This window comes from Lacipirellulaceae bacterium, from assembly GCA_040218535.1.
In the GTDB taxonomy this organism is placed as follows: domain Bacteria; phylum Planctomycetota; class Planctomycetia; order Pirellulales; family Lacipirellulaceae; genus Adhaeretor.
In genome coordinates this window covers 122,864-148,158 of record JAVJRG010000010.1, presented here as the reverse complement: position 1 = coordinate 148,158, position 25,295 = coordinate 122,864, and the positions used below count along the sequence as shown (strand labels likewise).

21 protein-coding genes are annotated in these 25,295 nt (G+C 55.7%); 8 read left to right on the top strand and 13 right to left on the bottom strand.

Annotated elements, in window-relative coordinates:
- Positions 1–38: 38 nt before the first annotated feature.
- From mnmG to RIB44_12710, 3 genes are all read left to right on the top strand, one after another.
- Positions 39–1,856 (top strand): tRNA uridine-5-carboxymethylaminomethyl(34) synthesis enzyme MnmG, encoded by a 1,818-nt coding sequence (gene mnmG, locus RIB44_12720; protein MEQ8617429.1) that lies wholly within the window; start codon positions 39–41, stop codon positions 1,854–1,856.
- Positions 1,857–2,204: 348 nt separating this feature from the next.
- Complete coding sequence (locus tag RIB44_12715) at positions 2,205–2,786, top strand: response regulator (GenBank protein MEQ8617428.1); 582 nt, start codon at positions 2,205–2,207, stop codon at positions 2,784–2,786.
- 84 nt (positions 2,787–2,870) lie between these two features.
- Positions 2,871–3,584 carry a HAMP domain-containing sensor histidine kinase gene (locus tag RIB44_12710; GenBank protein MEQ8617427.1) on the top strand — a complete coding sequence of 238 codons (714 nt, stop codon included), beginning with the start codon at positions 2,871–2,873 and terminating at the stop codon, positions 3,582–3,584.
- A gap of 20 nt (positions 3,585–3,604) precedes the next feature.
- Here RIB44_12710 and RIB44_12705 read toward each other — a convergent pair whose 3' ends face one another.
- From RIB44_12705 to flhA, 13 genes are all read right to left on the bottom strand, one after another.
- A complete protein-coding gene (locus tag RIB44_12705) occupies positions 3,605–4,219 on the bottom strand; it encodes an NYN domain-containing protein (protein ID MEQ8617426.1) in 615 nt (204 codons plus the stop codon).
- Positions 4,220–4,263: 44 nt separating this feature from the next.
- Positions 4,264–5,541 carry a hypothetical protein gene (locus RIB44_12700; GenBank protein MEQ8617425.1) on the bottom strand — a complete coding sequence of 426 codons (1,278 nt, stop codon included), beginning with the start codon at positions 5,539–5,541 and terminating at the stop codon, positions 4,264–4,266.
- A 103-nt stretch (positions 5,542–5,644) separates the two neighbouring features.
- Positions 5,645–6,421 (bottom strand): peroxide stress protein YaaA, encoded by a 777-nt coding sequence (gene yaaA, locus RIB44_12695; protein MEQ8617424.1) that lies wholly within the window; start codon positions 6,419–6,421, stop codon positions 5,645–5,647.
- A gap of 88 nt (positions 6,422–6,509) precedes the next feature.
- On the bottom strand, positions 6,510–8,156 hold the full coding sequence (locus RIB44_12690) for an ABC transporter permease subunit (GenBank protein MEQ8617423.1): 1,647 nt from the start codon (positions 8,154–8,156) through the stop codon (positions 6,510–6,512).
- Between the two features lie 153 nt (positions 8,157–8,309).
- Positions 8,310–9,524, bottom strand: coding sequence for an argininosuccinate synthase (locus RIB44_12685; protein MEQ8617422.1), 1,215 nt, complete (start codon positions 9,522–9,524; stop codon positions 8,310–8,312).
- Between the two features lie 195 nt (positions 9,525–9,719).
- Positions 9,720–10,934, bottom strand: coding sequence for a DUF1080 domain-containing protein (locus tag RIB44_12680; GenBank protein MEQ8617421.1), 1,215 nt, complete (start codon positions 10,932–10,934; stop codon positions 9,720–9,722).
- A gap of 196 nt (positions 10,935–11,130) precedes the next feature.
- Positions 11,131–11,502, bottom strand: coding sequence for a hypothetical protein (locus tag RIB44_12675; GenBank protein MEQ8617420.1), 372 nt, complete (start codon positions 11,500–11,502; stop codon positions 11,131–11,133).
- Positions 11,503–11,506: 4 nt separating this feature from the next.
- A complete protein-coding gene (locus tag RIB44_12670) occupies positions 11,507–13,246 on the bottom strand; it encodes a prepilin-type N-terminal cleavage/methylation domain-containing protein (GenBank protein MEQ8617419.1) in 1,740 nt (579 codons plus the stop codon).
- A gap of 297 nt (positions 13,247–13,543) precedes the next feature.
- Entirely contained in the window at positions 13,544–14,344 is an 801-nt protein-coding gene (locus RIB44_12665) for a FliA/WhiG family RNA polymerase sigma factor (GenBank protein ID MEQ8617418.1), read from the bottom strand.
- 101 nt (positions 14,345–14,445) lie between these two features.
- On the bottom strand, positions 14,446–14,691 hold the full coding sequence (locus RIB44_12660; GenBank protein MEQ8617417.1) for a hypothetical protein: 246 nt from the start codon (positions 14,689–14,691) through the stop codon (positions 14,446–14,448).
- A 252-nt stretch (positions 14,692–14,943) separates the two neighbouring features.
- Positions 14,944–15,672, bottom strand: coding sequence for a hypothetical protein (locus tag RIB44_12655; protein ID MEQ8617416.1), 729 nt, complete (start codon positions 15,670–15,672; stop codon positions 14,944–14,946).
- 98 nt (positions 15,673–15,770) lie between these two features.
- Positions 15,771–16,985, bottom strand: a complete 1,215-nt coding sequence (gene flhF, locus RIB44_12650) for a flagellar biosynthesis protein FlhF (GenBank protein ID MEQ8617415.1) — start codon at positions 16,983–16,985, stop codon at positions 15,771–15,773.
- A 10-nt stretch (positions 16,986–16,995) separates the two neighbouring features.
- Entirely contained in the window at positions 16,996–19,089 is a 2,094-nt protein-coding gene (gene flhA / locus RIB44_12645) for a flagellar biosynthesis protein FlhA (GenBank protein ID MEQ8617414.1), read from the bottom strand.
- Positions 19,090–19,317: 228 nt separating this feature from the next.
- Between flhA and RIB44_12640 the strand changes: the two genes are divergently transcribed.
- From RIB44_12640 to RIB44_12620, 5 genes are all read left to right on the top strand, one after another.
- Positions 19,318–19,824, top strand: a complete 507-nt coding sequence (locus RIB44_12640; GenBank protein ID MEQ8617413.1) for a thioredoxin family protein — start codon at positions 19,318–19,320, stop codon at positions 19,822–19,824.
- Positions 19,825–20,032: 208 nt separating this feature from the next.
- A complete protein-coding gene (gene mdh, locus RIB44_12635) occupies positions 20,033–20,977 on the top strand; it encodes a malate dehydrogenase (GenBank protein MEQ8617412.1) in 945 nt (314 codons plus the stop codon).
- A gap of 259 nt (positions 20,978–21,236) precedes the next feature.
- Positions 21,237–22,019, top strand: coding sequence for an alpha/beta hydrolase-fold protein (locus tag RIB44_12630; protein ID MEQ8617411.1), 783 nt, complete (start codon positions 21,237–21,239; stop codon positions 22,017–22,019).
- 243 nt (positions 22,020–22,262) lie between these two features.
- Positions 22,263–24,749: a tetratricopeptide repeat protein gene (locus tag RIB44_12625; GenBank protein MEQ8617410.1), complete on the top strand. Its 2,487-nt coding sequence runs from the start codon at positions 22,263–22,265 to the stop codon at positions 24,747–24,749.
- A gap of 22 nt (positions 24,750–24,771) precedes the next feature.
- A complete protein-coding gene (locus RIB44_12620) occupies positions 24,772–25,290 on the top strand; it encodes a hypothetical protein (protein MEQ8617409.1) in 519 nt (172 codons plus the stop codon).
- The last annotated feature ends 5 nt before the right edge of the window (positions 25,291–25,295 follow it).

The following is a 25,295-nucleotide window of genomic DNA, read 5'->3' as shown; positions in this document are numbered from 1 at the left end:
GCCTTGGAGTGAGCGAATCTGGCGGTTACGCTGGTACTATGCCTGTAGATCCTTACCAATACGACCTCATCGTGATCGGAGCCGGCCACGCCGGGACCGAGGCTGCATTGGCAGCAGCGCGCCTGGGAGCCCGGACCGCGTTATTGACCACCAACTGCGACACCGTTGGCCAGATGAGTTGTAACCCGGCCATCGGCGGCGTCGGCAAGGGGCAGATCGTTCGCGAAATCGACGCGCTCGGCGGAGTGATGGGGCAGGCAATCGATGCCACGGGGATCCAATTCCGCATGCTCAACCGCCGCAAGGGGCCGGCGATGCACAGCCCGCGGGCGCAGGCGGATAAGAAGCTTTACCAGACCGAGATCAAACGCCTCGTTGAAGAACAAGAAAACCTGACGCTCCGGCAGGAGGCTGTCGAGGACTTGGTCTTCGAAAAAGTCGAGGGGCAAAAGCGAATCACTGGCGTTAAAGTTCGTGGTGATGCCGTGTATCAAGCGCAAGCGGTGATCCTCACAACGGGGACGTTCCTTCAAGCACTGATGCATACCGGCGAGGAAAAAACGGCAGGCGGGCGTGCTGGGGAAGGAACGAGCAGCGGAATCAGCGGTGCGCTGCATCGTCTGGGCATGCGGCTCGAACGTTTCAAGACCGGCACGCCGCCGCGGCTCAATGGTCGCACGATCGACTACTCGAAAACCGAACTGCAACCGGGCGACGACGATCCTCAGCCGTTTTCGTTTTTGAATGAGCGATTGAACGTCGAACAGATTCCTTGCCATATCACTTATACGAACGAGCAAGTCCACCAGATCATCCGCGATAATCTCTCCCGCGCCCCGATGTATTCGGGACAGATTGACAGCAGTGGGCCGCGTTATTGTCCTTCGATCGAAGACAAGATTGTCCGCTTTGCGGATAAGTCGCAGCACCAGCTCTTCCTAGAACCCGAGGGAAGAAACACCCGCGAAGTTTACGTTAACGGTGTCTCCACCAGCTTGCCACGCGATGTCCAGGATGCGATCTTCCGGCTGATTCCTGGGCTCGAACAGGCGGAGATCATGCGGTACGGCTATGCTGTCGAGTACGACTACGCTCCTCCCGACCAGTTGAAGAACACGCTCGAATCCAAGCTGGCTGAGGGGCTTTTCCTCGCCGGACAAATCAACGGCACGACCGGCTACGAGGAGGCCGGCGCACAAGGCCTCATTGCAGGGGCCAACGCCGCGCTGAAACTCGCCGGTCGCGATCCCTTGGTTCTCACGCGCGACCAATCCTACATCGGCGTCCTCATTGATGACCTCGTCACCTGCGGCGTGGATGAACCTTACCGGATGTTTACCAGCCGGGCTGAGTATCGTTTGCTCTTGCGTCAAGATAATGCCGACCGCCGGCTGACGCCCTTGGCTGCTGAGTTGGGGCTCGTGAGTAGCGAACGAAACCAACAGCTCGAGGAAAAGGTAGCAGAAATCCAGCACGCGACCGCGTTGCTCGAATCCACCCGTCACGACGGCGCGCCGCTAGCGAAGTACCTCCGCCGTCCGGACGTCGATTGGAAGGAAATCGTAGCACTGTTGCCGGAGCTTGGTTCGCTCTCCCAGCAAGTCAGCACGCAAGTCTTGCACGACGTCAAATACGCGGGCTACATCGCCCGCCAGCAGGTCGAGATCGACCGCCAGGCAAGGCTATCAGAAAAGCGAATCCCTGGCAGCTTCGACTATCAAAAGCTCCCGCAACTTCGGGCGGAAGCGAAAGAAAAACTAAGCCGCATTCAGCCGGCAGATCTCTCGCAGGCCAGCCGTATCAGTGGCGTGACGCCTGCGGATATTGCCTTGTTGATGGTCTACTTAGATCGCTAGGCTAGCGACGCCGACGAAATCAAGAAAATCGCGGTTTGAGCTATCAATTCGACACAAGTGTATATTTGGCTTTCGTTTAGGTTAAATGAACCAATGTTGACGCAGCTTCTCAGCCCGTTATAATTCCGCAATTGGCAATTCAGGGGCTTTTGGCGATTCCGGTGAAAATTACCGTCTAAACAGCTTCGCCACTTTGAGTTGACACCGGAAAGATTGAGGATTTACGCATGCCTGGGGTTCTTGTAAGCCCTTCGCGAACAACCGTAACTAGCGACCAAACCCACGACTCACTGGCGGCATCCAGATAACAGCCCCCAACCATCGACTAAGGAGAGAGGTGGTTTCGTCATGAAAACCGTTTTTACTACTGGCGAAGCAGCGAAAATCTGCAAGGTGAGCCAGCAGACGATCATCCGCTGCTTCGACTCGGGGCAGCTCAAGGGATTTCGAGTCCCTGGCAGCCGCTTCCGCCGCATTCCACGTGAGCAGCTCTATGCGTTCATGCGTGATAACGGCATCCCGACCGACGCGCTCGATAGCGGCAAACGCAAGGTACTCGTGGTCGACGACGACGAAGATCTCGTCGAGCTGATCGTCGACGCTCTGGAGCGTGATGGCCGTTTTGAGGTTCGCAGCGTCAACAACGGCTTCGGCGCGGGGATGCAGATCAAGGAGTTCACTCCGGACCTGATTGTCCTTGATGTGATGCTTCCCGACATCAACGGCAAAGAGGTCTGCCGCTTGGTTCGCAGCCAAAAGAGCATGGACGAAGTGAAGGTGATCTGTATCTCTGGCATGGTCGAAGCGGATAAGATCCAAGAGCTCCGTGACGCCGGGGCGAATGACTTCATGAAGAAGCCATTCGACGTGGATGCACTAATCGCGAGAGTCTGCCAGCTTTTGGAAATCGAAGCGGCGAACGCAAATTAAGAGTGATAAGACGACTTAGGCTGAGACACCTAGCCCCTAGCGCAAGCTAGGGGTTCTTTATGCGCTGCTGATCCCAGTGACCTCATGAACGCTGATGAAAAAGAGTTTGAGAGGCAGCTCGAGCAAGCGAAGCTCGACGCGATGAAGGAACTCGCTTACGGGGCGAGCCACGAAATCAACAATCCGTTGGCCAACATCTCAGCACGTGCGCAGGCATTACTTCGCGATGAAACCGATCCTGATAAACGCCGCACCTTGGAAGCAATCAATCAGCAAGCGTTGCGTGCGCATGAGATGATTTCTGACTTGATGCTCTTCGCCCGGCCTCCTGCACTCGTTTATGAAGTGTTCGATGTTAGCGAAATGCTTGAGGGGGCTTATGCGGAGTCCCAAGAAGTCTGTGGAGAGCGGGGAATCGAGATTACCATCAAAGATATTGCTGAGCCGTTTGCTCTAAACGCGGATCGTTCTCAACTGACCGTGGCAATTAGTGCCCTGGTTCGTAACGCCATTGAAGCGATTGGTACTGACGGCAACGTTACCGTGTCAGCGGAGCAGGCGGATGGATCGGCACGAATCACAGTAACTGACGACGGACCAGGGATCCCCGCTGATGTGCGGAAGCACCTATTCGAGCCTTTCTATTCAGGCCGCGAAGCAGGGCGAGGACTCGGTTTCGGTTTGTCGAAGTGCTGGCGAATCGTCACCGAACATGGTGGAACGGTGGAAGTCGAGTCGCCCGAGATCGGAGGAGGAACGAGCTTTACCGTCAGGCTTCCCGATAATCCAAAGAGTTAGCCGCCGAGCAAGCTCGGCGGCTAACCATCGTCGTATTCATCATCAAACAAGTCGTCGGCGTACCCTGGCGGAAAGGGGTTCTCCAATGGCCGTTCTTCTTCTTTGGTCGCCTCTTCCTCTGGAGAATCAAACTCCTCAACGAGAAACAGGTCGAGCCAGTACTGCACCTCTGCTGCAGATAACTTGCCTGTGGGCTTAGAAACCGTCGGCTTGAGGCTCTTCTCACGAGCCTGTTGTCGGTCGCGTACGAGCCCGGCATACCAGTGATCGCTATCGATGAAGTTGGCCCGTCGTCTTCGGGCGGCTCGCTGCAATCGGTGATCGCTAGAGACGACTGTTAGTGATCGGGGGGAATGATGCGCTGCGATCAGCTCTTCGATCAGTGCGTCGGCATCTTCATACTCAGAGGCGTAACGCACGGTCATCCCCTCGTGCGTGAGCGTGCGTGGCAGACCTGGCGGCGCTTCGGCGGCGTCGAAGACGATGGTCGTTCGGAGCAGCTCAGCCGGTTCAATCGACGCGGCTAGAAACCGTAATAATGCTTCCCGCGATCGTTGCAGGCTGCTCCCGCCCCGCCCGCGCCCAAAAATACCCGCTTGGTGGAGTAGATTGTAGCCGTCGATAATCAGGGGCATGACGCGTTTCTTGGGGCAATGCGTTCTGTCATCGAATCAGATTGTCATCGAATGACATTGGCCTCGGCGGCTCCAGCAGTCCCGTGCCAATCGCTGTACTGATCACGGAAGAAGCGGGTGATCTGATGCTCGACACCAAAAACGTGTGCCAGAAGAGATGCCCGTGACCACATCCCGTTACGCGCCTGACGAAAGTACATCGCCCGTGGGTCGTCGTCAATTTCGGTCGGAATCTCGCCGAAGTGTTGGTCTCGAGGGAACGGATGGAGGATTGGGGCAAAGCGTTTCATCCGTGCCACGAGATCAGGCGTGAGCTTGTAGCGATCAAAGTTGATCTTTGCGAACGCTTCTTCATCTTTTGGGTTATTGTGCTCGCTCTGAATCCGCGTCATATAGAGAGCATCAAGCTGTTCGATCAGCGGCTTGCCATCGATTGGAGATTCAAACGAGTCGACCTCAATTGTTTTGACGTTCTGTCTGAGCAGTTGCTGTCGCAGATCATCCCGCAGTACCAAGGTCGGATGGTCGGGAGCCACAAACACGAGCGTGACATTCTCATAGTGAGCCAGCAGCGTTGCCAGCGATCGAACAGTTCGCCCCCGACCAATGTCACCGCAGAAGGCGTAGACCTTATTTGAGAGACCCTTCGTCAAATCGGGATAATCACGGCTCAACTGATCGAAGCGATTGGCGACTGGCGAATCACGCGGGTCGATGAATTGAAACGTGCGTTGCAAGGTGTAGATGTCGAGCAACGCCTGCGTCGGGTGCTGATCAGCTCCCGAACCAGCGTTAATAATCGGGACACTGCGGTTGCCAGATTGTTCCAGGTCATTCATCAGGTAAGCACACGACTCAGCCAGCCGCGCCACTGGGCTCCGCATAATGATCAAGTCGAAGTAACTACTGAACATCCGCAGCGAGTCAAAGCGTGTTTCGCCTTTGGTTTCTGAAGAGGTCTCCGGATTGCGAACTTCGTTGCAAGTAATACCAAGAATTTGGCAGGCCGACATGAAGGAGAGGAACGTCCGCGTCGAGGGCTGCGTGAAGTACAGCATCGCTCGCTTGTGGTGGAGCAAATTGATGAGGAAATCTTGCCCATCACGGCTCTTGGAGATTTGCCGAATCTCGTCCGCGGTGCAAGCGAGGCTCTCCAGCATGTCCACGCTAAACTGCCGCCCGAAAATCACATGGCGAGGGCGATCCTCGCGGTTGAGCTCGGGGATTTTCATCCGCACCGGGCGATCGATGCGGGACTGATAGAGCAATAGGTCAAGCTCGTCTCGCGTCGGCTGTTTCGGGTCAGTCGGCGGTTGAGACATGATTAGCTCTCAGAAGGACGGAAGACTCGCTAGAGCTTCGATCATCGCACAGTACTGCTACCAACGTCAAGCGAGAGAGCATACGCTAAAACCGCAATGTGCGTTACGGACGCTTCTCGCGACTGAATACCAGTTCCGTGTCGCTCGACATGTCAGCGTTGTACTCATATCCATCTTTTCGGAAACGTCTCAAGCCAGCGACAGTGTCAACACGCTTTTCGCATATCCACCGCGCCATCGAGCCACGGGCAACTTTAGCGAGAAAGCTCATCACTTTGTACTTGCCCTTGTGGAATTCCTTGAAGACGGGAGTAACCAACTCGCAGTCGAACGTTCCTGCTTTAGCAGCCGTGAAGTACTCTTGCGAAGCGAGATTGATGAGCAATGGATTGCCATGATCATCCAAGGTTTCGTCAATGAGCTTCGCTATTGAGTCCCTCCAATGTTCGTAGAGGTTCTTGCCGTGTTCTCCCTTGAGATCAGTTCCCATCTCTAAGCGGTAGGGTTGCATGAGATCTAGCGGGCGGAGCAAACCGTAGAGGCCGGAAAGAATCCTCAGGTGTTGTTGAGCGAACTCGATCGTCTCCTCGTCGGCGGTATCGACCTCGAAACCCCGATAGACATCACCCCTGAAAGCATAGATTGCTTGCTTGGCTCGCTTCACGTTGTATCGGTTCGACCACTCAGAAAAAAAGCCGTGGACTTGATTTCCAAGGTTCTCGCTGACACTCATCAGCTTGCAAAGCTCAGCTATCGAACACTTACCGACTTCTTCCGCCAGGCGATTTGCCTGTGAGTGGAAATGTGGTTTCGTCGATTCGTCGGTCGATGCCGTATTCTCAAAATCGAGTGTCTTTGCAGGGGATAGTAGGATGATCATGATTGCCTGTAGTTCCGCCTTCAGGCGGCTTTGATAGAGCGTGAGGGATTGGGCAAACGTTGGGCCGCCTCAAGGCGTAACTGTGAACTCACTCGGAGACACGCCAGCGCACGTTAAATAGCCAGCTCATTGCAAGCAGCAAACCTCCGTTGAGCAGCAAACTAAACCCGAGGTAACCCCAGAAGATCCGCACATCGATGCGGTCGACATTGCTGACTGCCGTCTCTTTGCCACTTCGATCTTTGGTGGTAACGTTCAGCGGTAGGTTGAAGCTTGCCGCGAAGGGGCTGGTGATCTGGGTGAGTTCAGCGATCCTGTCGGCATCGCTATCCTGCAAAAAAGTGTCCGTGAACACATTCGCAGCCGAGGGGGCTAGGAACAGCGTCGCCAGAATCAAGTAGGAAGCCATCAGGGCGGTTGCCGACTTGCGGAACAGTGTCGAACAGAACAGAGCAACCATTGCCGTCGTGATCGCACACGCCGCGACAATCAGTAGGTACCCGCCCATCGTGGGCAGGTTCGACCAGTAGTCACTCGGCAGAATACACGCGAGAACGACCGGCCAGAGCAGAAAACCTGTCAGCACGGAGGAGACTCGCAACCCCGAGAACAACTTTCCCCAAAGCATCTGCCAAGGGGTGATCAGCGTTGTCAGCAAGAGGTCGAGCGTTTGTCGTTCGCGTTCGCTGGTAATGCTGCCAGCGGAGAAGACGGGGCCGACGAGCAGGTTAAACATCAAGACGTAAGCGATGTACCAAGCCGCATGCTGCGGATAGAGATACAAGCAGACCGCCATGACGAACAACGCCAGAAACATGCTGATCTGGATCACCAGTCGCAGCATGAGTGTTCCTTGACTGAATATTTCGCTGCGGATCTCCTTGTCGTAGATCGGATTGGCCTTCTCTTCCAGAAAAGTCGTCCGCTTTGGTGGAGCAAACATCCGATCGGGCCAATCTTCGCGATTGATGTAGAGCCCGACGGCTTCCTTGGCTTCAGTCTCCAGGTCGATCGTTTGTTTTCCCTCGGTTCCCAAGTCTTGGGCACTTAGGAGGCGTCGTGTAATGTCGTACCACAGTAGAACTGCGACCGAACCGCATGCGATAGGCGCTACAGTGGTGAATATCAGCAGTCGCAAGGAAGCGTTCTGTTGAAAGGCTTGCCAAATCAATACTCCAACCATAACTAAGGGCAGAATGATTAAATAACTCACCACGAGGGCGGCACTCGTCCTACCGAAGAAGCTGCTGCACCAGAGGCAGATCATGCCAAAGAGCGCCACCGAGGTAACCATCGCAAAGTACGCAGCGAAAACCTCATAGAGCGAAACACCACCCAACGGCAAGCAGAGCATCACGATCGGCAGTGAGCACACCATCAGGATGGCCAAATGTGTGAGCGACGCCGCCAGTTTGCCCAGGACGATTGCTCCCGGCTTGATGGGAGAGGCCATCAGCATCTCAAAGCTCTCGCGTTCCTTCTCGCCGGTAATTGCCCCGGCCGCAAAGCTGGGCGTCATCAAGGAGACGAGAAGGTACTGCCCGAAGAAGAACAGATTGACCAACTCCTGCGCCTTCTCCGGCCGCGCAAGGTCGAGCTTCTGCTCGCCCGGCCATGCGGCGTAAACCAGAAGACCCAAAAGCCCGACATAAGCCGCCAGCAAGACGAAGCTCCGTGTCATGCGGAGGTTCGAGACGAGCTCACGTTGGAGGACGGGATTCTCTAAGAGATACATGATTGTCTCGCGCAGAGACGCGGAGGCGCAGTGGTCAGTTGGTCAAGCCGTGAGGGAATTCGTCTTTGCACCGCATTCGAGAGGTTCTATTGCTACTAAGAATTGAAGTTGAAGCTCTGCGTCTCTGCGACTCTGCGCGAGACTTTGTTGCGATCAATATTCTCGAGGTCGAACGGTTCCAGCCACCCGACTTGGCAGCCCCATGATCCTCAAGAATCCTTCCGCGTCGGTCTGATCGTAGCTGCCGCCGCCTTCCATGCTGGCGATCTCCGCATCGTAGAGGCTGTTTGGGCTGGTGCGGCTGTGGATCATCACGTTGCCTTTGTAGAGGCCTAGCGTTACTTCGCCGGTCACTGGCTGCTGGGCTTCCTTGATGAACGCGAGCAACGCATCCATCTTGGGGACGTACCAGAAGCCGTAGTAGACCATCTCCGCGACGACGGGGGCGAGCTGATCGCGGAGGTGGACGAGATCGCGGTCGAGCGTCAACTCTTCCAGGCAATGATGGGCGGCGTAGAGAGCCGTCATGCCCGGCGATTCATAAACGCCGCGGCTTTTCATGCCGACGAAACGGTTCTCGACAATGTCAATCCGACCCACGCCGTTGCGTCCAGCGATTTCGTTGAGCGTTTCGACCAATTCCAGCGGCGACTTCGCCTGTCCGTTGACCGATACGGGCACGCCTGCCTCAAAACCGATGGTGACTTCTTCGATTTTGTCCGGCGCTTCCTGTGGCGAGACACCCATGCCGAAGTCGACGGTTTCGACTCCATTAACGGTGAGGTCTTCCAGCTTGCCGGCCTCGTAGCTAATGTGCAGGCAGTTTTCGTCAGAGCTGTACGGCTTTTCGATGGACGCCTTCACAGGGATTTTCTTGGCATCGCAGTAGTCGATCATTTCGGTCCGACCGGGGAACTTATTACGAAATTCCTCGATTCGCCAAGGAGCGATGATTTTTACATTTGGGTCGAGTGCTTCAGCAGCCAACTGAAAACGGCACTGATCATTCCCCTTCCCGGTAGCACCGTGAGCGTAGGCAACTGCGCCAACTTCACGCGCGACTTGGAGGCAGATCTTCGAGATCAACGGTCGGGCAATTGAAGTCCCCAGCAAATAGATACCTTCGTACTTGGCTTGCCATTGCAACACGGGAAACGCGAAGTCGCGGCAGAGCTCCTCACGGGCATCGATCAGCCGCGCGGAGACTGCGCCGTTGTCGGTGGCCTTCTTCATGATTGCCTCGCGGTCCTCGCAAGGCTGACCGAGATCGACGTACACGGCGTGGACGTCGTAGCCCTCGTCCTGCAGCCAACCAAGAATGACGGAGGTATCCAAGCCGCCGGAATAAGCCAAAACGCAACTAGGCATCGAAACGATCTTTCTGTGTGTGAGCGTAGGTGGGGGGTGTGATTATCTGAGAGAGCGTGAATTCAGTATTTTGGTTCGGAGTCAATCGAGTGGCAAGCGGCACGCGTTAATAGCCCCGGGATTTATCCCGGGGCTATTAACGTTCCGTCCCTCCGGGACGATTTCGTATCCGCCCAATCCGCGTTCTTCCGCGTCCTATTTCTTCTCTGGAAACTCAACAATCCTGATGTTCTTAAACCGAATATCTGTTGTTGGATCGTGCCCTTGAATGGCCAGCGTACCGGGCTCTAAGCGGAGGCCCTTTCGTGGGTTCTCGTGCGGCTCGCGAGTGTCGGTCCAATCACTCACTTGGTAGCCGTTTGTCCACGAGGCCATATGGGGTCCGTTGGCAAGCAGCGTCATCGTGAACCACTCGCGGTCTTTCGCCACGATACGGCGGGCATTCTGGCGGCGGAAGATGCCGCCGGTGCCGCAGTCGGCGGGTTGGGTGGGGTCGCCGTCTTTCATCGCGTTACTGATCTGACATTCGTAGCCCATCATGAAGTCGCCTGGAATGCAGCGGAAGAAGACGCCTGAGTTCAGGCCGTCGCCATCGACGCGGCAATCGAGCTGGAGTAGAAAATCGCCGTAGGATTTTTTGCTCTCCAACTGGCCGCGGCCATCGAGGACGCGGAGCTCGCCGTCGTCAGTAATCTCAAACCGGCTTGCCTCGGCCTTATCCTTGTTCCAGCCGGCAAGTGATTGTCCATCGAAAATCGCTTCTAGTTGAAGCGGACGTAAACGAATGTTGCGGAATTCGATGCTACCCTCGCGAAACTGTAACCCGATATGCCCGTGGGTTGGCTCGTTGACCGTCGCCAGCCCTTGCGGAACGCCATCGAGCAGCGTCGCGAGGAGCGCTCGAGAGGTCTTCTGATTGGGCATCCGCATGATTTTCATCTTCAATTCATGCCACTGGCCATCCCAGGGATCGAGCTGCACGGTACGGCCATCTTTCAGTTCTTCCGTACGCGGCAGTTCTTTGTCGTAAAGGGAACGGCGTGCGACTAGATAGCTGGTAGGAAACTTATTGCTCGGCGGAGCAATGTTGACTTCCAGACAATCCTTCTCGGGGTCTTTAGGGTTCAGAGTTGAACGCAGAAAGACCCCGCTGTTGGTTTCTTTCGGGCAGCGATACTCGAGAATGAGTTCAAAGTCCGCGAATTGGCTGGTCGTCATCAGCCAGCCTTGCTTCCCCGAGTCGACTTTGATGACGCCGTTCTCGACACGCCAGTTGGCATCGCTTGTGTGCTTCCAGCCGAAGAGGGTTTCACCGTCGAAGAGGGAGAGCCAGCCTTGGGCGATTTGTTCCGCGGTGAGTTGGTTGTCGTCGAGTTGCGTCTCTTTCGAGTAAGCAAGTGAGCAAGTCAAAAGTAGCAAACAACAAATAGAGTACGTGCGGTGTGAGAGCATGACGATCTTTAAGGTGAGGAATGGAACGCGGATAAAAGCCGATTGGGCGGCTCAACGCAGATTCTAACAGAAAAGAGTAAGGCATGCGGTTGGCTTGAACCCGCTCACTATAATCCGCCGTGATCTGCTCAATCCGCGTTTTTCCGCGTCCTATTCATTCGTAGCCCATGATGCCCAGTCGCACGTCGTAGGGAAACTTCACCTCTTGGTCCGTCATGCCCGGGACGAGAATCTCAACGCGGTTGGAATCGCCGAGAAATTCCGTCACCTCATACTGCCCTGGCTTGTCCGCGTCAGGCGCTGGAAGTTCTTGGCCATTCAAGCTGACAGAGCAACCCATGGGCAAACCGGAGACAACCAGCCAAAGCCGATCACTCGGTTCCAGCCCGGTCGGTTTGTGAAACCCGCGCGACCAGCAAGTCGATGCGTCTTTTTGCTCGCATTCCCAAGGGTGGCGTAGTCGGAAAGAGTGAGCGAGGAATTGGTCCATCATTTCCGCGATGCGTAGATCGCGGGCGAATCTCACTGGGCTATTGGAAAGACTGCGTCACCGAGGTCTCACGAATTTGCCGTGAGTCGCGCTCGTAGGCTCGCATGATGACTTTCACGGCGGGAAGCTTGACGTCGTACGGGGGAGAGGTTTCTCGTTCGAGGGCATCGTCAACACCATTCGCATTGTCGTTGTCAAAACCATCGGTGCCTTCGTCTTCACCCGTGAAATACCCTAACGGAATTCCGTTAGCGTTAACCGCTTGTAGGTCTAAGTCCCCGTCTCTATTGTCTTGATCGAGTCCATCTGACTCATAGTGAGTGGACCAAGTATCGTAAACACATGGGTACCCAGTAAACTGCCGTGCGTTGCGGGGGAGTCGAAAGAGTGGTCGGGGCAAGTTGCTTGGGGGCTGATAGTTCTCAGCGGTGGTGATATTACTGCTCTTGTCCAAGTCACCCCAACCGAGGTCAACATACGCACCAAATCCAACGACATCGTTCAGTGCGGTCGGAACATACCAGCCAAGATCGGACGGTTCTAAAACCACTCCGGCTGTCGTGACGAGCGGTGCGCCTGGATCAAAGACTCGCAAATCCCACGCCAGGATATCGCTCAGAACGACATCTTCCCCCTCGCGATCCCCATAGTAGGGTGCGGGACCATGAGTTAGCGATGCAAGAGTAAGCACATCGGAGTTTGCCCCCGCTCCTTGCTCGATCGCCCGCATAACGGGTCGGGCAGTTGCCGCTTCGGCCAAAGTGCCGGAGCCTGGAGAGACTGCAACAATCGGAGGAGAAGCATAGCGCCCGCCGACACTGACGTTGTATCCGCTCACAAAAACTGGATTCCCGTTCAGTGAATAATAGTTGGCTTGTGCAGCTGCGTCTTGGGGATTCGTGATGGTACCGAAGTCGTTGCGTGAAAGGCTGATCGTAGGCGCGCCTGCGTATCCCCTTCCTTCGGAAACGAATACGTGAGGAAACAAGGAAGCCTCGGCACGCATTGCTCGATTCTCACGCTTAGTAAGATCGCTCAGCGTATTGGGTATCCAGGTGTCGGTAGTTGTATCGAATCGAGCCGAGATATCGTTCCTCTGGAAAAAGTCGACGGGATTTCGCGTGATGATCGGGGCAGTTGATGAAAGCTGGAGTGGACCCACCCAAGGTGCGATCAATAACACGCGGCGATACACGGTGCGCAGTCCCGGCTCGCCGAGCGAACCATTGGTCGGATTCTCGACAGAGTACCAAATCACCTCGGCAAGATTTGATTCAACCGTGACCCCGTTCACTTGTCCAACGAACGGCTCGTTATCACTTCGCACCGTCAAGGCAAGAATGTCGTCATGGTCGCCTAGTCCGCCTCCGTCAGTGACCGCATCCGCCAGGCCATTGCCCACCTGAGTGCCGGGAATGATCGAAGTGGCGTAATCGAGTTCGCCATTTCCAGCGTTGCCATCGACCAAAGAGCTGGGATTGCGATCCGAGTAACGTCCTTCGATGATCTCGATGTACCCGTTACCTGATTCGGGATTCTGCCATGGGACACCTGGGCAAGTCGCCCCTGCGAGGTCGCGCTGCAGCAGGCCGCGGGCTTGACGGAGGGTGCCATTCATTTCGATCGCGGCACGGCGATTACTGACACCGCCGGAGACGTTGGCGAACAAATTCACCACAGCGGCCATCATGATCAGCGTGATGGCCATGCCAACGAGCATTTCCACCAGAGTCAGCGCGCGGCGTTGAACTGAGAAACTGTATTGAGAAGTACGCTTCATGTGAGCCTGGCAGGGAGGCACCCCGCTCTGTTCCTAGCTGAGCCCCTTGCAGGGGGGCGAAACCGTGCGAGCCCCTGAATTCGTACGGTTTCTCTACTACTATTGCACCGTGCAGCGGCACAGAAGTCAAGGAAGAAGTGGAGATAGTGGGCAGTCGGCAGGGGGCAGTAGGCAGTTTCGTTGGTTTAACAAACGAGACTGTCGACTGCCCCTGCCCACTTCTTGACGCAACAAAAAAAGCTGCGGGGCGAAGAACGCACCGCAGCTTGTTCGATTAATTTTTGCTTAGCTCGACACTCAGGTCCCGAACTCAGGCCGGCGGCGGCCCAGTTGGCCCTGCAGGCGGCTCACGATCGCTGAGTGCATTTGGCTCACGCGGCTTTCGCTCAGGTCGAGCGTCGCGCCGATTTCCTTCATCGTCATTTCTTCGTAGTAGTAGAGAATGATGATGAGCCGTTCGTTGCGATTCAGGCCCTTGGTGACAAGCCGCATGAGGTCGGACTTTTGGATCCGGCGGGTCGGGTCTTCGCCCTTCTTGTCTTCGAGAATGTCGATCTCGCGGACATCCTTGTAGCTGTCCGTTTCGTACCACTTTTTGTTGAGGCTGATTAGGCCGACAGCGTTTGCCTCTTGGACCATCTTCTCAAGGTCAGGCACGCTCATTTCCATATGGGCGGCCAGTTCATGGATCGTGGGGCTGCGGCCATGTTCGGTTTCCAGCTTCTTCACGGCGGCTGCCAGCTTGCTCGCCTTGGAGCGAACCAGACGAGGCACCCAGTCCATGCTACGGAGCTCGTCGAGCATCGCCCCGCGGATACGCGGAACGCAGTAGGTCTCGAACTTGACGCCGCGGGAGCGATCAAAGGCTTTGATCGCATCCATCAGGCCGAACACACCGGCGGAGATCAGATCGTCGAGTTCGACGCCATCAGGCAAACGCGACCAGATGCGTTCGCCATTGTATTTTACTAGCGGGAGGTAATTCTCCACCAATCGATTGCGCAACTCGCGGCTGCTGGGATCTCGCTTGTATTCGTCCCAAACCAGGTCGATCTCTTCCTGGGGGGCCATCTTTTGTCGTGCAGCCACAAGTGCCATGCAATCCTCCGTGATCTTTCCAAACTCGCAGAGGCAGAATAGCGTGCGAGTCGGATTGGCTAGCGAGAATCCTTCTCGCCGTATGTTTTATTGTTTTGAGATTAGTTGCTTTGCGTGCTGGTGTCTTTCGACAGTTCCGCCAACTGCTTTTCCATCTGCAGTCGGACGGATTCGTCGATCGTGGCCTGGGCGATGATGCCCACGACCACGCCGACGGCACCCAACAGTGCCATCCAGCATGCCGCCGTCGTGATTGCCGTGTCGAAACTCGCCGCGCCTCTCAGCGAGCGAATCAGGACCACGGCCAACGCTGTCAGTGCCAATACAGTTCCGTACTTGGTGGCCACTGGAGCAGCTTCCTCAGGCGGTGTTGCCCGGCGTTTTCGCAGCTAACGAATGAGCTCAATTCAAAGCTTCGTTAAACTTGCTGTAGTCGTCGCAGATTAACAGTGACGTCCACGCCGGGTCGACTACTATTCTCCTTCGTCATTCAAGTGGGATGGGGTTGAATCGATTTGTGAATTTTTTTGGATTATTCGTTTTTCACGTTATGTGTCATTCCGACCGAGCTTCCAGCGACCGAGGAATCTGGTTTGATCTCAGGTTGAGCCAACTCTTCTGCAAGCCGGATTCCTCCGGTGCTGAGACACCTGTCGGAATGACACATTGGTGGCTAAACACTCGATAGCTAGCTCGTGAGCTAATGCAGCCGAGGCTTGCAAAGTCTGTTGCCGATCGACGCCTGCGAGGACAAACCCGTCAGCGACTCTCAAGTTCAGAAACTGTTTGCAAGTGCTGTCAAACTGTTTCAAGAGTTTGCTAGCAACCGTTCTGGGGACATAATCGGATAGCACGGGCCGAATCTTCTCGTGGTTCACGACTCCCGCGTTGGAGAGCTTCTTCACGCAGGTATAGCTTTCGACAACCGCTCTGGAGGACGGCGGTATGGCTATCACGATTTGACGGGCGTGCCTGATCCAATGAGCCTCCGCTAAGTCTTCTGCGTCGACGAGTATCATCTCCGTGTTTTCACTTACAGGCAGATGCCCCGCTTCATGCAATTGAAGAAGATTTTTTGTCTCGCTGACCGCAGCAATGGAAAGGAATGCGTTGACATTCGGGCGGCAGTAGGAGGCATCTGCACCAACCAGCAGAACGCGACGGTGCATCGCAGCAAGGGCAGCCGCTAACTCAAAAGCGATTTCCGCGGTATCGACTTTCTCCTGAGCCGACGCCACAGCGACGAGCGGAGGCAGCGCTACACGAGGCGAGGCATTCGCTTTCACATCGCGAATCAGTCGGCGAAGTTGTGTCGCTTGGTCAGGCATTTAATAAAGGAAGAAGCAAGATCTATGAAGTAAGATTTAGGCACCACTGCTGAGCTAGCCCGCGAGCTACGTCTCGCACGGAACGCCCGAGAAAAGCTTTACGCAGCAAACTCCGCATGCATACCTAGAATTGCCATCGCGAGTTCACGCGGTTCGGCAACGCGAATGTCATCGGGAACGTTTTGTCCATTGGTGACGTAACTCAGCGGCAGTCCCGAAGCTTGCGCTAGCGTGTGAACGTTACCCAGAGTGTGAGCCTCGTCGAGCTTGGTTATCGTTAGCGAAGTGATCCCCACCGGGGCAAAACGCTCGACCGTGGCGATGAGGCTGGGACCACTACTCACAGCGCTGAGCACTAGTTGCACTTCGTCGGGGCTGGCTTCCGTGAGAACGGTTTGTAGCTCGGGGATTTTCGTTTCGTCGCGCGGCGAACGCCCAGCGGTGTCGAGAAGAATCAGATCGCAGTCCACCAAATTCTCAACTGCGGCTCTCATTTCAAGCGGAGTGGAGACGATCTCCATGGGCAGGTCGATGATCTCCGCGTAGGTACTCAACTGGTCGACGGCAGCAATCCGGTAAGTGTCTACCGTGATCAGGCCGACGCGAAGGTTTCTCTTCAAGCGGTACTCTGCGGCAAGTTTGGCGATCGTCGTCGTCTTGCCGACTCCGGTTGGCCCTACCAAAGCGACGATCTTGGGACGAGAGTTCCCTGGTGCGATCGGCCCGGTGACCGTGAGTTCTTCTTCGATCGTACGTGCGATTCGTGCCCGTACGGCGAGCGTCGATCGCAAATCAACACTTCGGTCATCACGAACCTGTTCGATCAAATTACGGGCAACGGCCGGATCAAGATCGGCTTCAACGAGCTGCGAATAGACTTCGAACAACTGAGCTGGCAACTCCGCTTGGGCCACGTGCTCGGTGGTCGCCGCGTCGCGTTCTGCTTCAAGTCGATCAATGGTTGCCTGTAATTCCGCGACGCGTTGGTCTGCCTGTCGGAGGTTTTCGCGATAAATCTCACGGTAGTCGGCAGTGAATTCTTCCACAGGAGTTTCAGAAGGTAACTCTCCCAACTGGATGGCTGGGGACGAGCCCTGCGAGCCCCCAGTTCTCACTCCTACCACTTCTGTTTGAATATTAGCTCGTACTGCTGGACTGGCAGCAATCTCATACTGCCGACCCAGTAGCATTCGCTTCACGAGTCCTGCGTTCAGTTCCCGCGTATGCAGCACCTTGGCCTCGGGGCCCAGTTCAGTACGCACGAGATCGAGCGCCTGCTGCATTGTTTTTGCTTTGAAGGTTTTGATTTCCATATCGTGTTTCTTACGTATCGCTTGCTAATCCGAGCGTGACAATTTTGGTGTCCCTGGTGACTTCGTTAAAGCTCAGCACGACAAGCTGCGGTAAGTGGTTTTCGACGATCCGCTTCATCGCCGCTCGGATTTGCGGGCTAACCAAGATGATCTGCGTGTGGCCTAACTCAGTGAGTTTGTTGAGTTGCGTGTTGATTGCCGTGCAGGTGGCCTCGACGGCTTGAGGTGACATCCGGATGAACAGCCCGCGGTCGTTGTGCTCGAACCCGGCGCGGATGCGATCTTCCATCGCTGGGTCGATGGCGATCACGTGTAGCTGACCATCGGCATCGCGGTAACGCGTGCAAATCTGGCGGGCCAGACGATGGCGGACGTATTCGTTCAGCAGCACGGGGTCCTTCGTGCGTGGAGCCCAGTCACCGAGAGTCTCTAGGATGATGCCGAGTTGACGGACGGAGACTTGTTCCTTCAGCAGCGAATGCAAGACGCTCTGCACTTCAGCAAGTGACATGACGTTGGGGATTAATTCCTCAACGACTGCCGGCTGCGTTTGTTTGAGCTCATCAACCAGATGCTTGGTGGCGTCACGTGTGAGAATCTCGTCGGCATACTTACGGCAAACTTCGGTGAGGTGCGTGGCGATCACCGCGCTCGGCTCAACCACCGTGTGACCGTGCATTTCCGCTTCGTCTTGCAGCGAGGGGTGAATCCACTTCGCGTCGGCGCCAAAAGCGGGCTCTTTGGTGGGGATACCGTCAACCTGCCCTGTGGTGACGCCCGAGTCAATCGCCAAAAGCTGCCCCGGTTCGACGCGATCTTGGGCGACCGCCAGATCGGCAATCTTGATGAGGTACTCGTTCGGGTCCAGCCGCATGTTATCGCGGATGCGGACCTTTGGCATGATGATGCCAATTTCGCTAGCGACGCTTTGCCTGACCCGTTGAATCCGGTCCAGCAGATCGCCGCCTCGTTTCGGATCGGCCAAGCGGATCAAGCCGACGCCGACTTCGACTTCCATCGGATCGACCGTGAGGTAGTCTTCGATCCGTTCTTCGGCGGGCTCATCGGGTGCGTTCGCTTCGCTCTCAGCTTGCGCCTCGGCCAGGCTTTCCTTCTTGGTCAGCAATCGTGACATGCCGATACACGCACCGCCAAGCATCAGCAGTGGAGTTCGCGGCAAATCGGTTGTCACGAGGACGGCGAGAAACGCCCCAGTAACGGCCAAGGCCTGCGGTCGCGAAAAGAGTTGCCCGAGGAACTCTTGCGGGAGGTTACTTTTCTGTGTGCTACGTGTGACCAGCAAACCAGCGGCCAGCGAAACGAGAAACGCCGGAACCTGGCTGACCAGGCCGTCGCCAATCGTAAGTTGCGTAAAGAGCGTTGCCGCTTCGCTCATCGACATGCCGTAGCTCACCATGCCGATAATGAGCCCGCCGACCACGTTGATGACCGTGATCATGATGCCGGCGATTGCGTCGCCTCGGACAAACTTACTGGCACCATCCATCGCCCCGTAAAAGTCGGCTTGTTGGGTGATTTCCTCCCGACGTGCTTGGGCTTCCTTCTCGTCGATGATGCCCGCGTTGAGATCAGCGTCGATCGCCATCTGTTTGCCCGGCATCCCATCGAGTGCAAAACGTGCAGCTACTTCACTAATTCGTGTGGCACCTTTGGTGATCACCACGAACTGGATCAGCACAATGATGATGAAGATGATCAGCCCGACGACGATTTGATCGCCGGCAACGAACTGAGCGAACTGCGTGATGACACCGCCCGCGGCTCCCTCGCCATCAATGGCTGCTCGCGTCAGGATCAGCCGAGTCGTAGCAACATTGAGTACGAGCCGCGCAAGCGTTGTTGCCAGGAGCAACGTAGGGAAGATGCTAAACTCAAGCGGAGTGGCAACGTAAATCGTCGTCAGCAGAATGATCACCGACACGGTGATGTTCGCCGCCAGTAACACGTCCATCAACGGAGTCGGCAGCGGCACGAGAATCACCAGCACGCTGGTAATAATGGCCACCGGCAGGATGAGATCCTGCGCACGTGCTATCCAACCCGCACTAGTTGTCGTCGAATTTGTCAGCGCGTTTGAGGCCAACGCTTACTCCGGAAAGCAAAACCACTTTGCGTTCCCCCAAACGCTGAAATCCATCACGAAGCAAATCCATCGTGGTGGGTCGCGGATCGTAGAAATGCAAGCGACCGGCGTCTAGGGCGAGTGCGCGAAAAGACCTATGCAAAATGGTGAAGCGAGAGGCCCACACTGGCGATACGACAAATACACTGCGCCCAAAACCATCACAAATTCTGCTAGCACTTCACCGCCATGCGTCGCTTCCTTCTCCTACTGGCTCTGATTGTTTCAACTTCCAGCAACCTAGGATGTCAGGAGGCATCGCTTAATGCTGATCAAGCGGAGCAAGTAGCACAGCAGGTCCAGGCACAGACAGTCACCAAGGGCGGAATCGATTTCGTCGTCGGACTAGAAGACGGCCTGAAGGTCGCTGAATCTACCGGTCGGCCAATCCTGATGTTTTTCACTGCCGAGTGGTGTACCTTCTGCCACCAGATGGAGGACGACGCTTTCCGAAACGCCGCCGTGCAAGCACTCGCCTCTCGCTTCACCTGCATCACGATTGACGCCGATGCGGAGCCTAAGGTCTGCCGGAAGTTTGGTGTTTCCGGTTTTCCGACGATCCAGCTCTTTTCGCCCGACGGGCAACCTTTGCAACGTCTCAAAGGCCGTCAATCGGCTCAGCAGTTGCAACAGGGGATGAATGCCGCGCTGGAGCGTTTTGCTTGGCTTGGTGAGCCAACTAGCGAACTGCACTAGGCCATTTGAACCACGACGACACGACGAGCACAACGTTTTGTGGTTGCGTGCTGCCTATCGTGTCGTCGTGGTTCGTAAGTCTTTCTCGCCACTCTGTCTACAGAATCAGGGCCCTTGCATCACTCTCTTGCTAGCGCGATACTTTTCAGCGTGAGCGGATATCGCTCGGCAGTTTGCGGAAAATAAGCATTTTGGGAGAACGATTGCCATGAGGCGTGCAAAGATCAGCATTATTGGTGCCGGTAATGTCGGGGCGACCACGGCCCATTGGTGTGCTGCCGCAGAGCTTGGGGACATTGTGCTCGTCGACATCCCTGGCGACTTCGCCGACATGCCTCGCGGTAAAGCACTCGACCTGATGCAGGCTTCGCCAGTGATGGGCTACGACGCGAACATCACGGGCACCAATGACTATGCCGATACTGCTGGGAGCGACGTGGTGGTCGTCACCGCAGGCATCCCGCGCAAGCCGGGGATGAGCCGCGACGATCTGCTAGCAACCAACGCCAAGATCATGGGCAGCGTTTGTGAGCAGATCAAGAGCAGCAGCCCAGATGCGGTGGTGATTGTGGTCAGCAATCCGCTGGACGCGATGGTGCAACGGGCGCTACAGGTGACCGGTTTTCCAGCAGCACGAGTCCTAGGGCAAGCTGGTGTGTTGGACACGGCTCGCTATCGTACGTTTCTAGCGATGGAATTGGGAGTCAGTGTCGAGGACATTTCCGCCCTGCTGATGGGTGGCCATGGCGACACGATGGTGCCGCTAGCAAGTTGCACTTCGGTAGGAGGGATACCTGTTACCCAGTTGATCAAACCGGATCGGCTCGAGGAAATCATCGACCGTACCCGCAAAGGGGGGGCGGAGATTGTCGGTCTCCTGAAAACGGGCAGTGCCTATTACGCTCCCGCTGCGGCGACAGCACAGATGGTTGAAGCAATCGTCCGCGACAAGAAACGGCTGATCCCGTGTGCCGCCTATTGCGACGAAGAGTATGGCGTTGGCGGCTACTACGTCGGCGTTCCCGTGGTCCTTGGAAACGGCGGTGTCGAACGGATCGTCGAATTGGAACTCACTGAAAGCGAGCAAGCAGCGTTTCAGAAGAGCGTTGATGCCGTCAAAGAGCTCGTTGAAGTTATGGGTGGGCTCGTTTAGAAGCGAATTTCGTAACCCGAAGCGTAAGCGAGGGACAATGCGTGCTGGCGTGTCCCCTCGCTGACGCTTCGGGTTACGAATCTGTTGTACGCGGACAAAATTGCCCTTGCAAGAATCTTTGATCGTGTTCCTTCCTCCAATGGCGTTGACACCCGTTCTCGCCTCGCCTAATAATCTTGCTTTCGCGGATTGATTATCGATGGCCTGTTGTGTGCTTCGACGACAGATAACCCGACTTTGACCCTCCCCGGTGATAAATATGAATCGAATGCTGTCTTCAGCTCTCGCTTCTCTTCCCTCAAAACTTCCCGCCGCCTCATTTCACGGAGGCCCGACAACTTGGACGACTGACGAGACCGTTGAGCCATCGCGTCGGATTGCCCAAGAGCCAACCGATCACCTGTTTTCGCCCGTGGGTTACGAGGCCGGATATCGTTATCCGCTAATCGTTTGGATGCATAGCCACGGTAGTAGCGAGCGAGAACTAACCGGCGTGATGGCGAGTCTCAGCTTGCAAAATCACGTCGCCATCGCACCGCGTGGCACCGATCGAATGTACGGAGAGGACGGTCTCTACACTTGGCGGCAGAATCCCACACACATTGATCTGGCCGCTAAGCGAGTCGAAGATGCCATCGCTCGTGCCCAACAGGTAAAGAACATTCACCCGGACCGAGTCTTTGTTGTCGGGTACGGTTCAGGCGGTACCATGGCCCTGCGGATCGCTTTGCGACATCCCGAGTGGTTTGCCGGGGTTGCCTCGTTAAATGGGCCGATGCCAACAGGCTTTTCTCCCTTGGGTCGCTTCAAAGCGGCTCGTCGTCTGCCCGTCATGCTGGGTAACGGTCTCGAGAGCGAACATTACGACGTCGATAGCGTCTATCGCGATGTTCGCTTACTGCGGACCGCGGGGATGAAGCTCGACGTGCGGCACTTTCCTGCGGGCGATGAGCTCCGCACGCCAATGCTCGAAGAAATCAACGCTTGGATCATGAATTTCGTGTGTTCCAGCTCTTCGAGTGCTGTCCCTCAAAGCGTTTGATCGCGTAGCGCCGCTTGCCATTCTCGACAAGAGTGCTCAGGCGCGATGCAAGCTAGCTCGCGTTCATTCCGCATCGGTTGCCTGAATGCCACGCTGCGCGGTTCGCTAGCAATCTCTTTGAACGTCGATTGACACGTTCTTTGTAATTTCTGTACAAGCATCGCGCTTTTGTCTCAAGTTCTCGGCTCCTTTTGCCGGGGTCCTGAGGCTTACTGATGCTTAGTTTTACAAATGCGAAGTTGAATGGCTGACGAACCTGCCAACACGGATAAGGAATCGACCGACGGCGCTACCGGTCTGTCCCTGGCCGAAAAGTTCAAGGCGATTCCCAAGCGGCTCATCGGCTGGATGCGGACCAGTCGCTTACGCACCTTGCTCGTAGGATTCGGCTCCCTCTTTGTGTTGGGAACGGTGTTTGCAATCTGGAGCTACCTGGCTCACCTGGCAGTCGATCACGACGACCGAATCACGCTAAAAGCGGCTTATGAGGCTCTAGACAACGGACGCTACGAACAGGCACGCAGCATTGTTGGCAAGCTTCAGAATGAGACCGAAGAGACGCTTTCCTTTGGCGGTGCGCTATTTGTATTAGGTGTCGTCAAGTCAATGAAAGCAGACGAGGAGTACTCGGCGAGTCGGAGTCGTGCAATGCACCTGGTAGCCAGCCGCTATCTGCAGAAAGCACTCGTGATCGGCTTGCCTCCTGAGAGAGAAGCCTCTGCAAAGTATCAACTCGGTCGCAGCCTTATTCTGGGGAACCGGCCACAAGAAGGAATCAAAGTCTTTGAAGACTTGGGCGAGGAATTCGATGCTTCGCAAGACGGCAGTATTTCACCCCAAGCAGCGGAACGCCATGCGTTGCTAACCCAAGCCTATCTCGACAGCCCAAACCCACGATTGCGCAAGGCGCTGCGACATGCTGGTTTTGCTGTGAGTAAAGCGGAGAGTTCGTCGACAGCTGAATCGCAAGCAGAGCTGATTGAGGCGCTGCGGGCTCAAGCAGATATCTTGCTTCGCTTGGGGCAAATCGCAGAGGCGAGCGTAGTCATTCAGCGTATCCCAAGTCCCGAGCTCAAAAAGCCGTCGGCCCAGTTGGTGCTCGAAGGACGTCTTGCAATCGCCACTGCGCAGCGAATGGCGGAGACGGACAGCGAACGCAAGGCGTTGTTGAACAACGCGATCGATTTGCTACGCGAGGCTCAGAAGAACGATACCCGATCTAGTCGCGAATCGCGTCGAGCCATGTATGAGATTGCAGTTGCGCTCCAGGAGAGTGGCAGGAAAAGCGCAGCAACAAATCAGTTCGACCGTGTTAGCAAACAGTACGGTGATACCGAGGTGGGCATCGCCGCAACACTTGCCGAGGCCGACTTGCTTCGCTCTGCCGGTCGCTACGACCTGGCTCTAGGCGGCTACCGAACTGCCCTTGAGTCCGTCGGCAATCCTTCGACCTACGTGAACGAGTTGCTCTCATTGCAGGATGTCCGCAAAAGACTGCTCGCCGCCTACCAAGAGTTCGTAGACCTTGAGCGGTTTGAGGAAGCCGTCTCTTTGATTGATCAGTTTGATCCCGTCTTCGGTCAGGGAGAATTGGTTGAGCTTCGCGCGAAAACTGAGGAGGCATGGGGAGAATCACTGCTAAAAAAATCACTGCTCGACGACCGCTGGCATGCACGCCTTACTCGCAAACAAGGCCGTCGACGGCTCCGTGCTGCGGGACGAGCCTACGAAGACTTGGCTCGTATTCGTTATGCCACACGCCACTATCCTGACGACTTGTGGGATGCAGCGGACTGTTACTTCCGTGGGCAGAGTTATTCCAATACGGCACGTACCCTAAAGAAGTATTTGCATCACGAGGTGCGTCGCAGAAATAGCGTAGCACTCTTGAGGATGGGGCAATCCTACCTCGCGTTGCGTGATCCTGAAGAAGCAATCGAGGCGTTCAACGAGTGCTTGGAAATGTACCCCCGCGACGCCGTCGTCTACCAGGCACGTCTTGAAAATGCCAGAGCTCATCAACAACTGGGCAAATCGAAGGAATCGCTGGAGCTTCTGCGGACCAATCTCACCGGTGAAGAACTAACCCCTAGTAGCCCTGAGTGGCGGGACTCGCTGTTTGCCTACGGGCATCTCCTTTACGAAATTGGCGACTACGAGGCAGCGACCAACAAACTTCAGGAAGCGGTAGAACGCTACCCAAAAAACGAGCAGTCAATGCTTGCTCTCTATACGATTGCTCGCGCCCATCATCTCGCTGCAGAACTGCCTAAGGCCAGACTGAACGCGGCCAAGACGGAAGCCGAACGTCAGCAAAATCGCAAGCAGATGACTGACGAACTCGAAGAAGCCCATCGTGCCTACGTGGACGTTCAGCGGTTGATCACCCTGGAAGGCTACGGCGACAGCGATCCCCTGCATCGCACTCTGCTTCGTAATTGCTACATGATGCAGGGCTCGGTGCTGTTTGATCTTCGTCGATTCGAGGAAGCGCGACAGGCCTATGCGAACGTTTCCACCCTTTACCAGAACGAGCCCTTCGTCTTAGAGAGCTTCGTGAAGATCGCGAACTGCTTTCGCCGCCTCAACGAGCCAACCAAGGCGCGTGGAACCTTGCTGCAAGCGAAACAAGTTTTGGAGCGTCTGCCGGCAGACGCTGACTTTCGGATTGCAACGAACTTTACCCGACAGCAATGGGGCCTGATTCTCGACCAAATGAGCAAGTGGTAACGATCCCACGAACCAATCCCTCATGCAACCATTATCATCCCAAACTCTGGCAGACCTTGTGAGCAAGCGATTGACTTGTTTGCAGCAATTGCATGCTATTGGGTTAAAGCAATCGCAACTGATCGTAGCAGACCAGATGAGCGAGCTGCTTAGGCTGATCTCCACGAAACAGAAACTCATCACAGCAATCCAGGCCATTGAGCAAGCCCTGCAACCTTTTCACGGGCAAGATCCCGAAGCGAGGGTTTGGGCTTCGCCCGCAGCTCGGCAGCATTGTGCCGCGGAGGCGGAGTCTTGTCGGAAGTTACTCGCTGAAGTAATGACGCTCGAACAGTCCAACGAGCGACTGATGACCGCTCGACGCGACGAAACAGCAACGAAACTCAATTCCACGGCATCAGCGAACAAGGTGCGTGGTGCTTATCAAGCTCAGCAGACTCGTCAAGCGAACAAGTATCGCACGGATCAGAAAACGAACATCGCTGCTGTGCCGGCAACAACTCCAACAGTACCGACAACGCAAAAACGTTCACGCTCCTAGTCTCC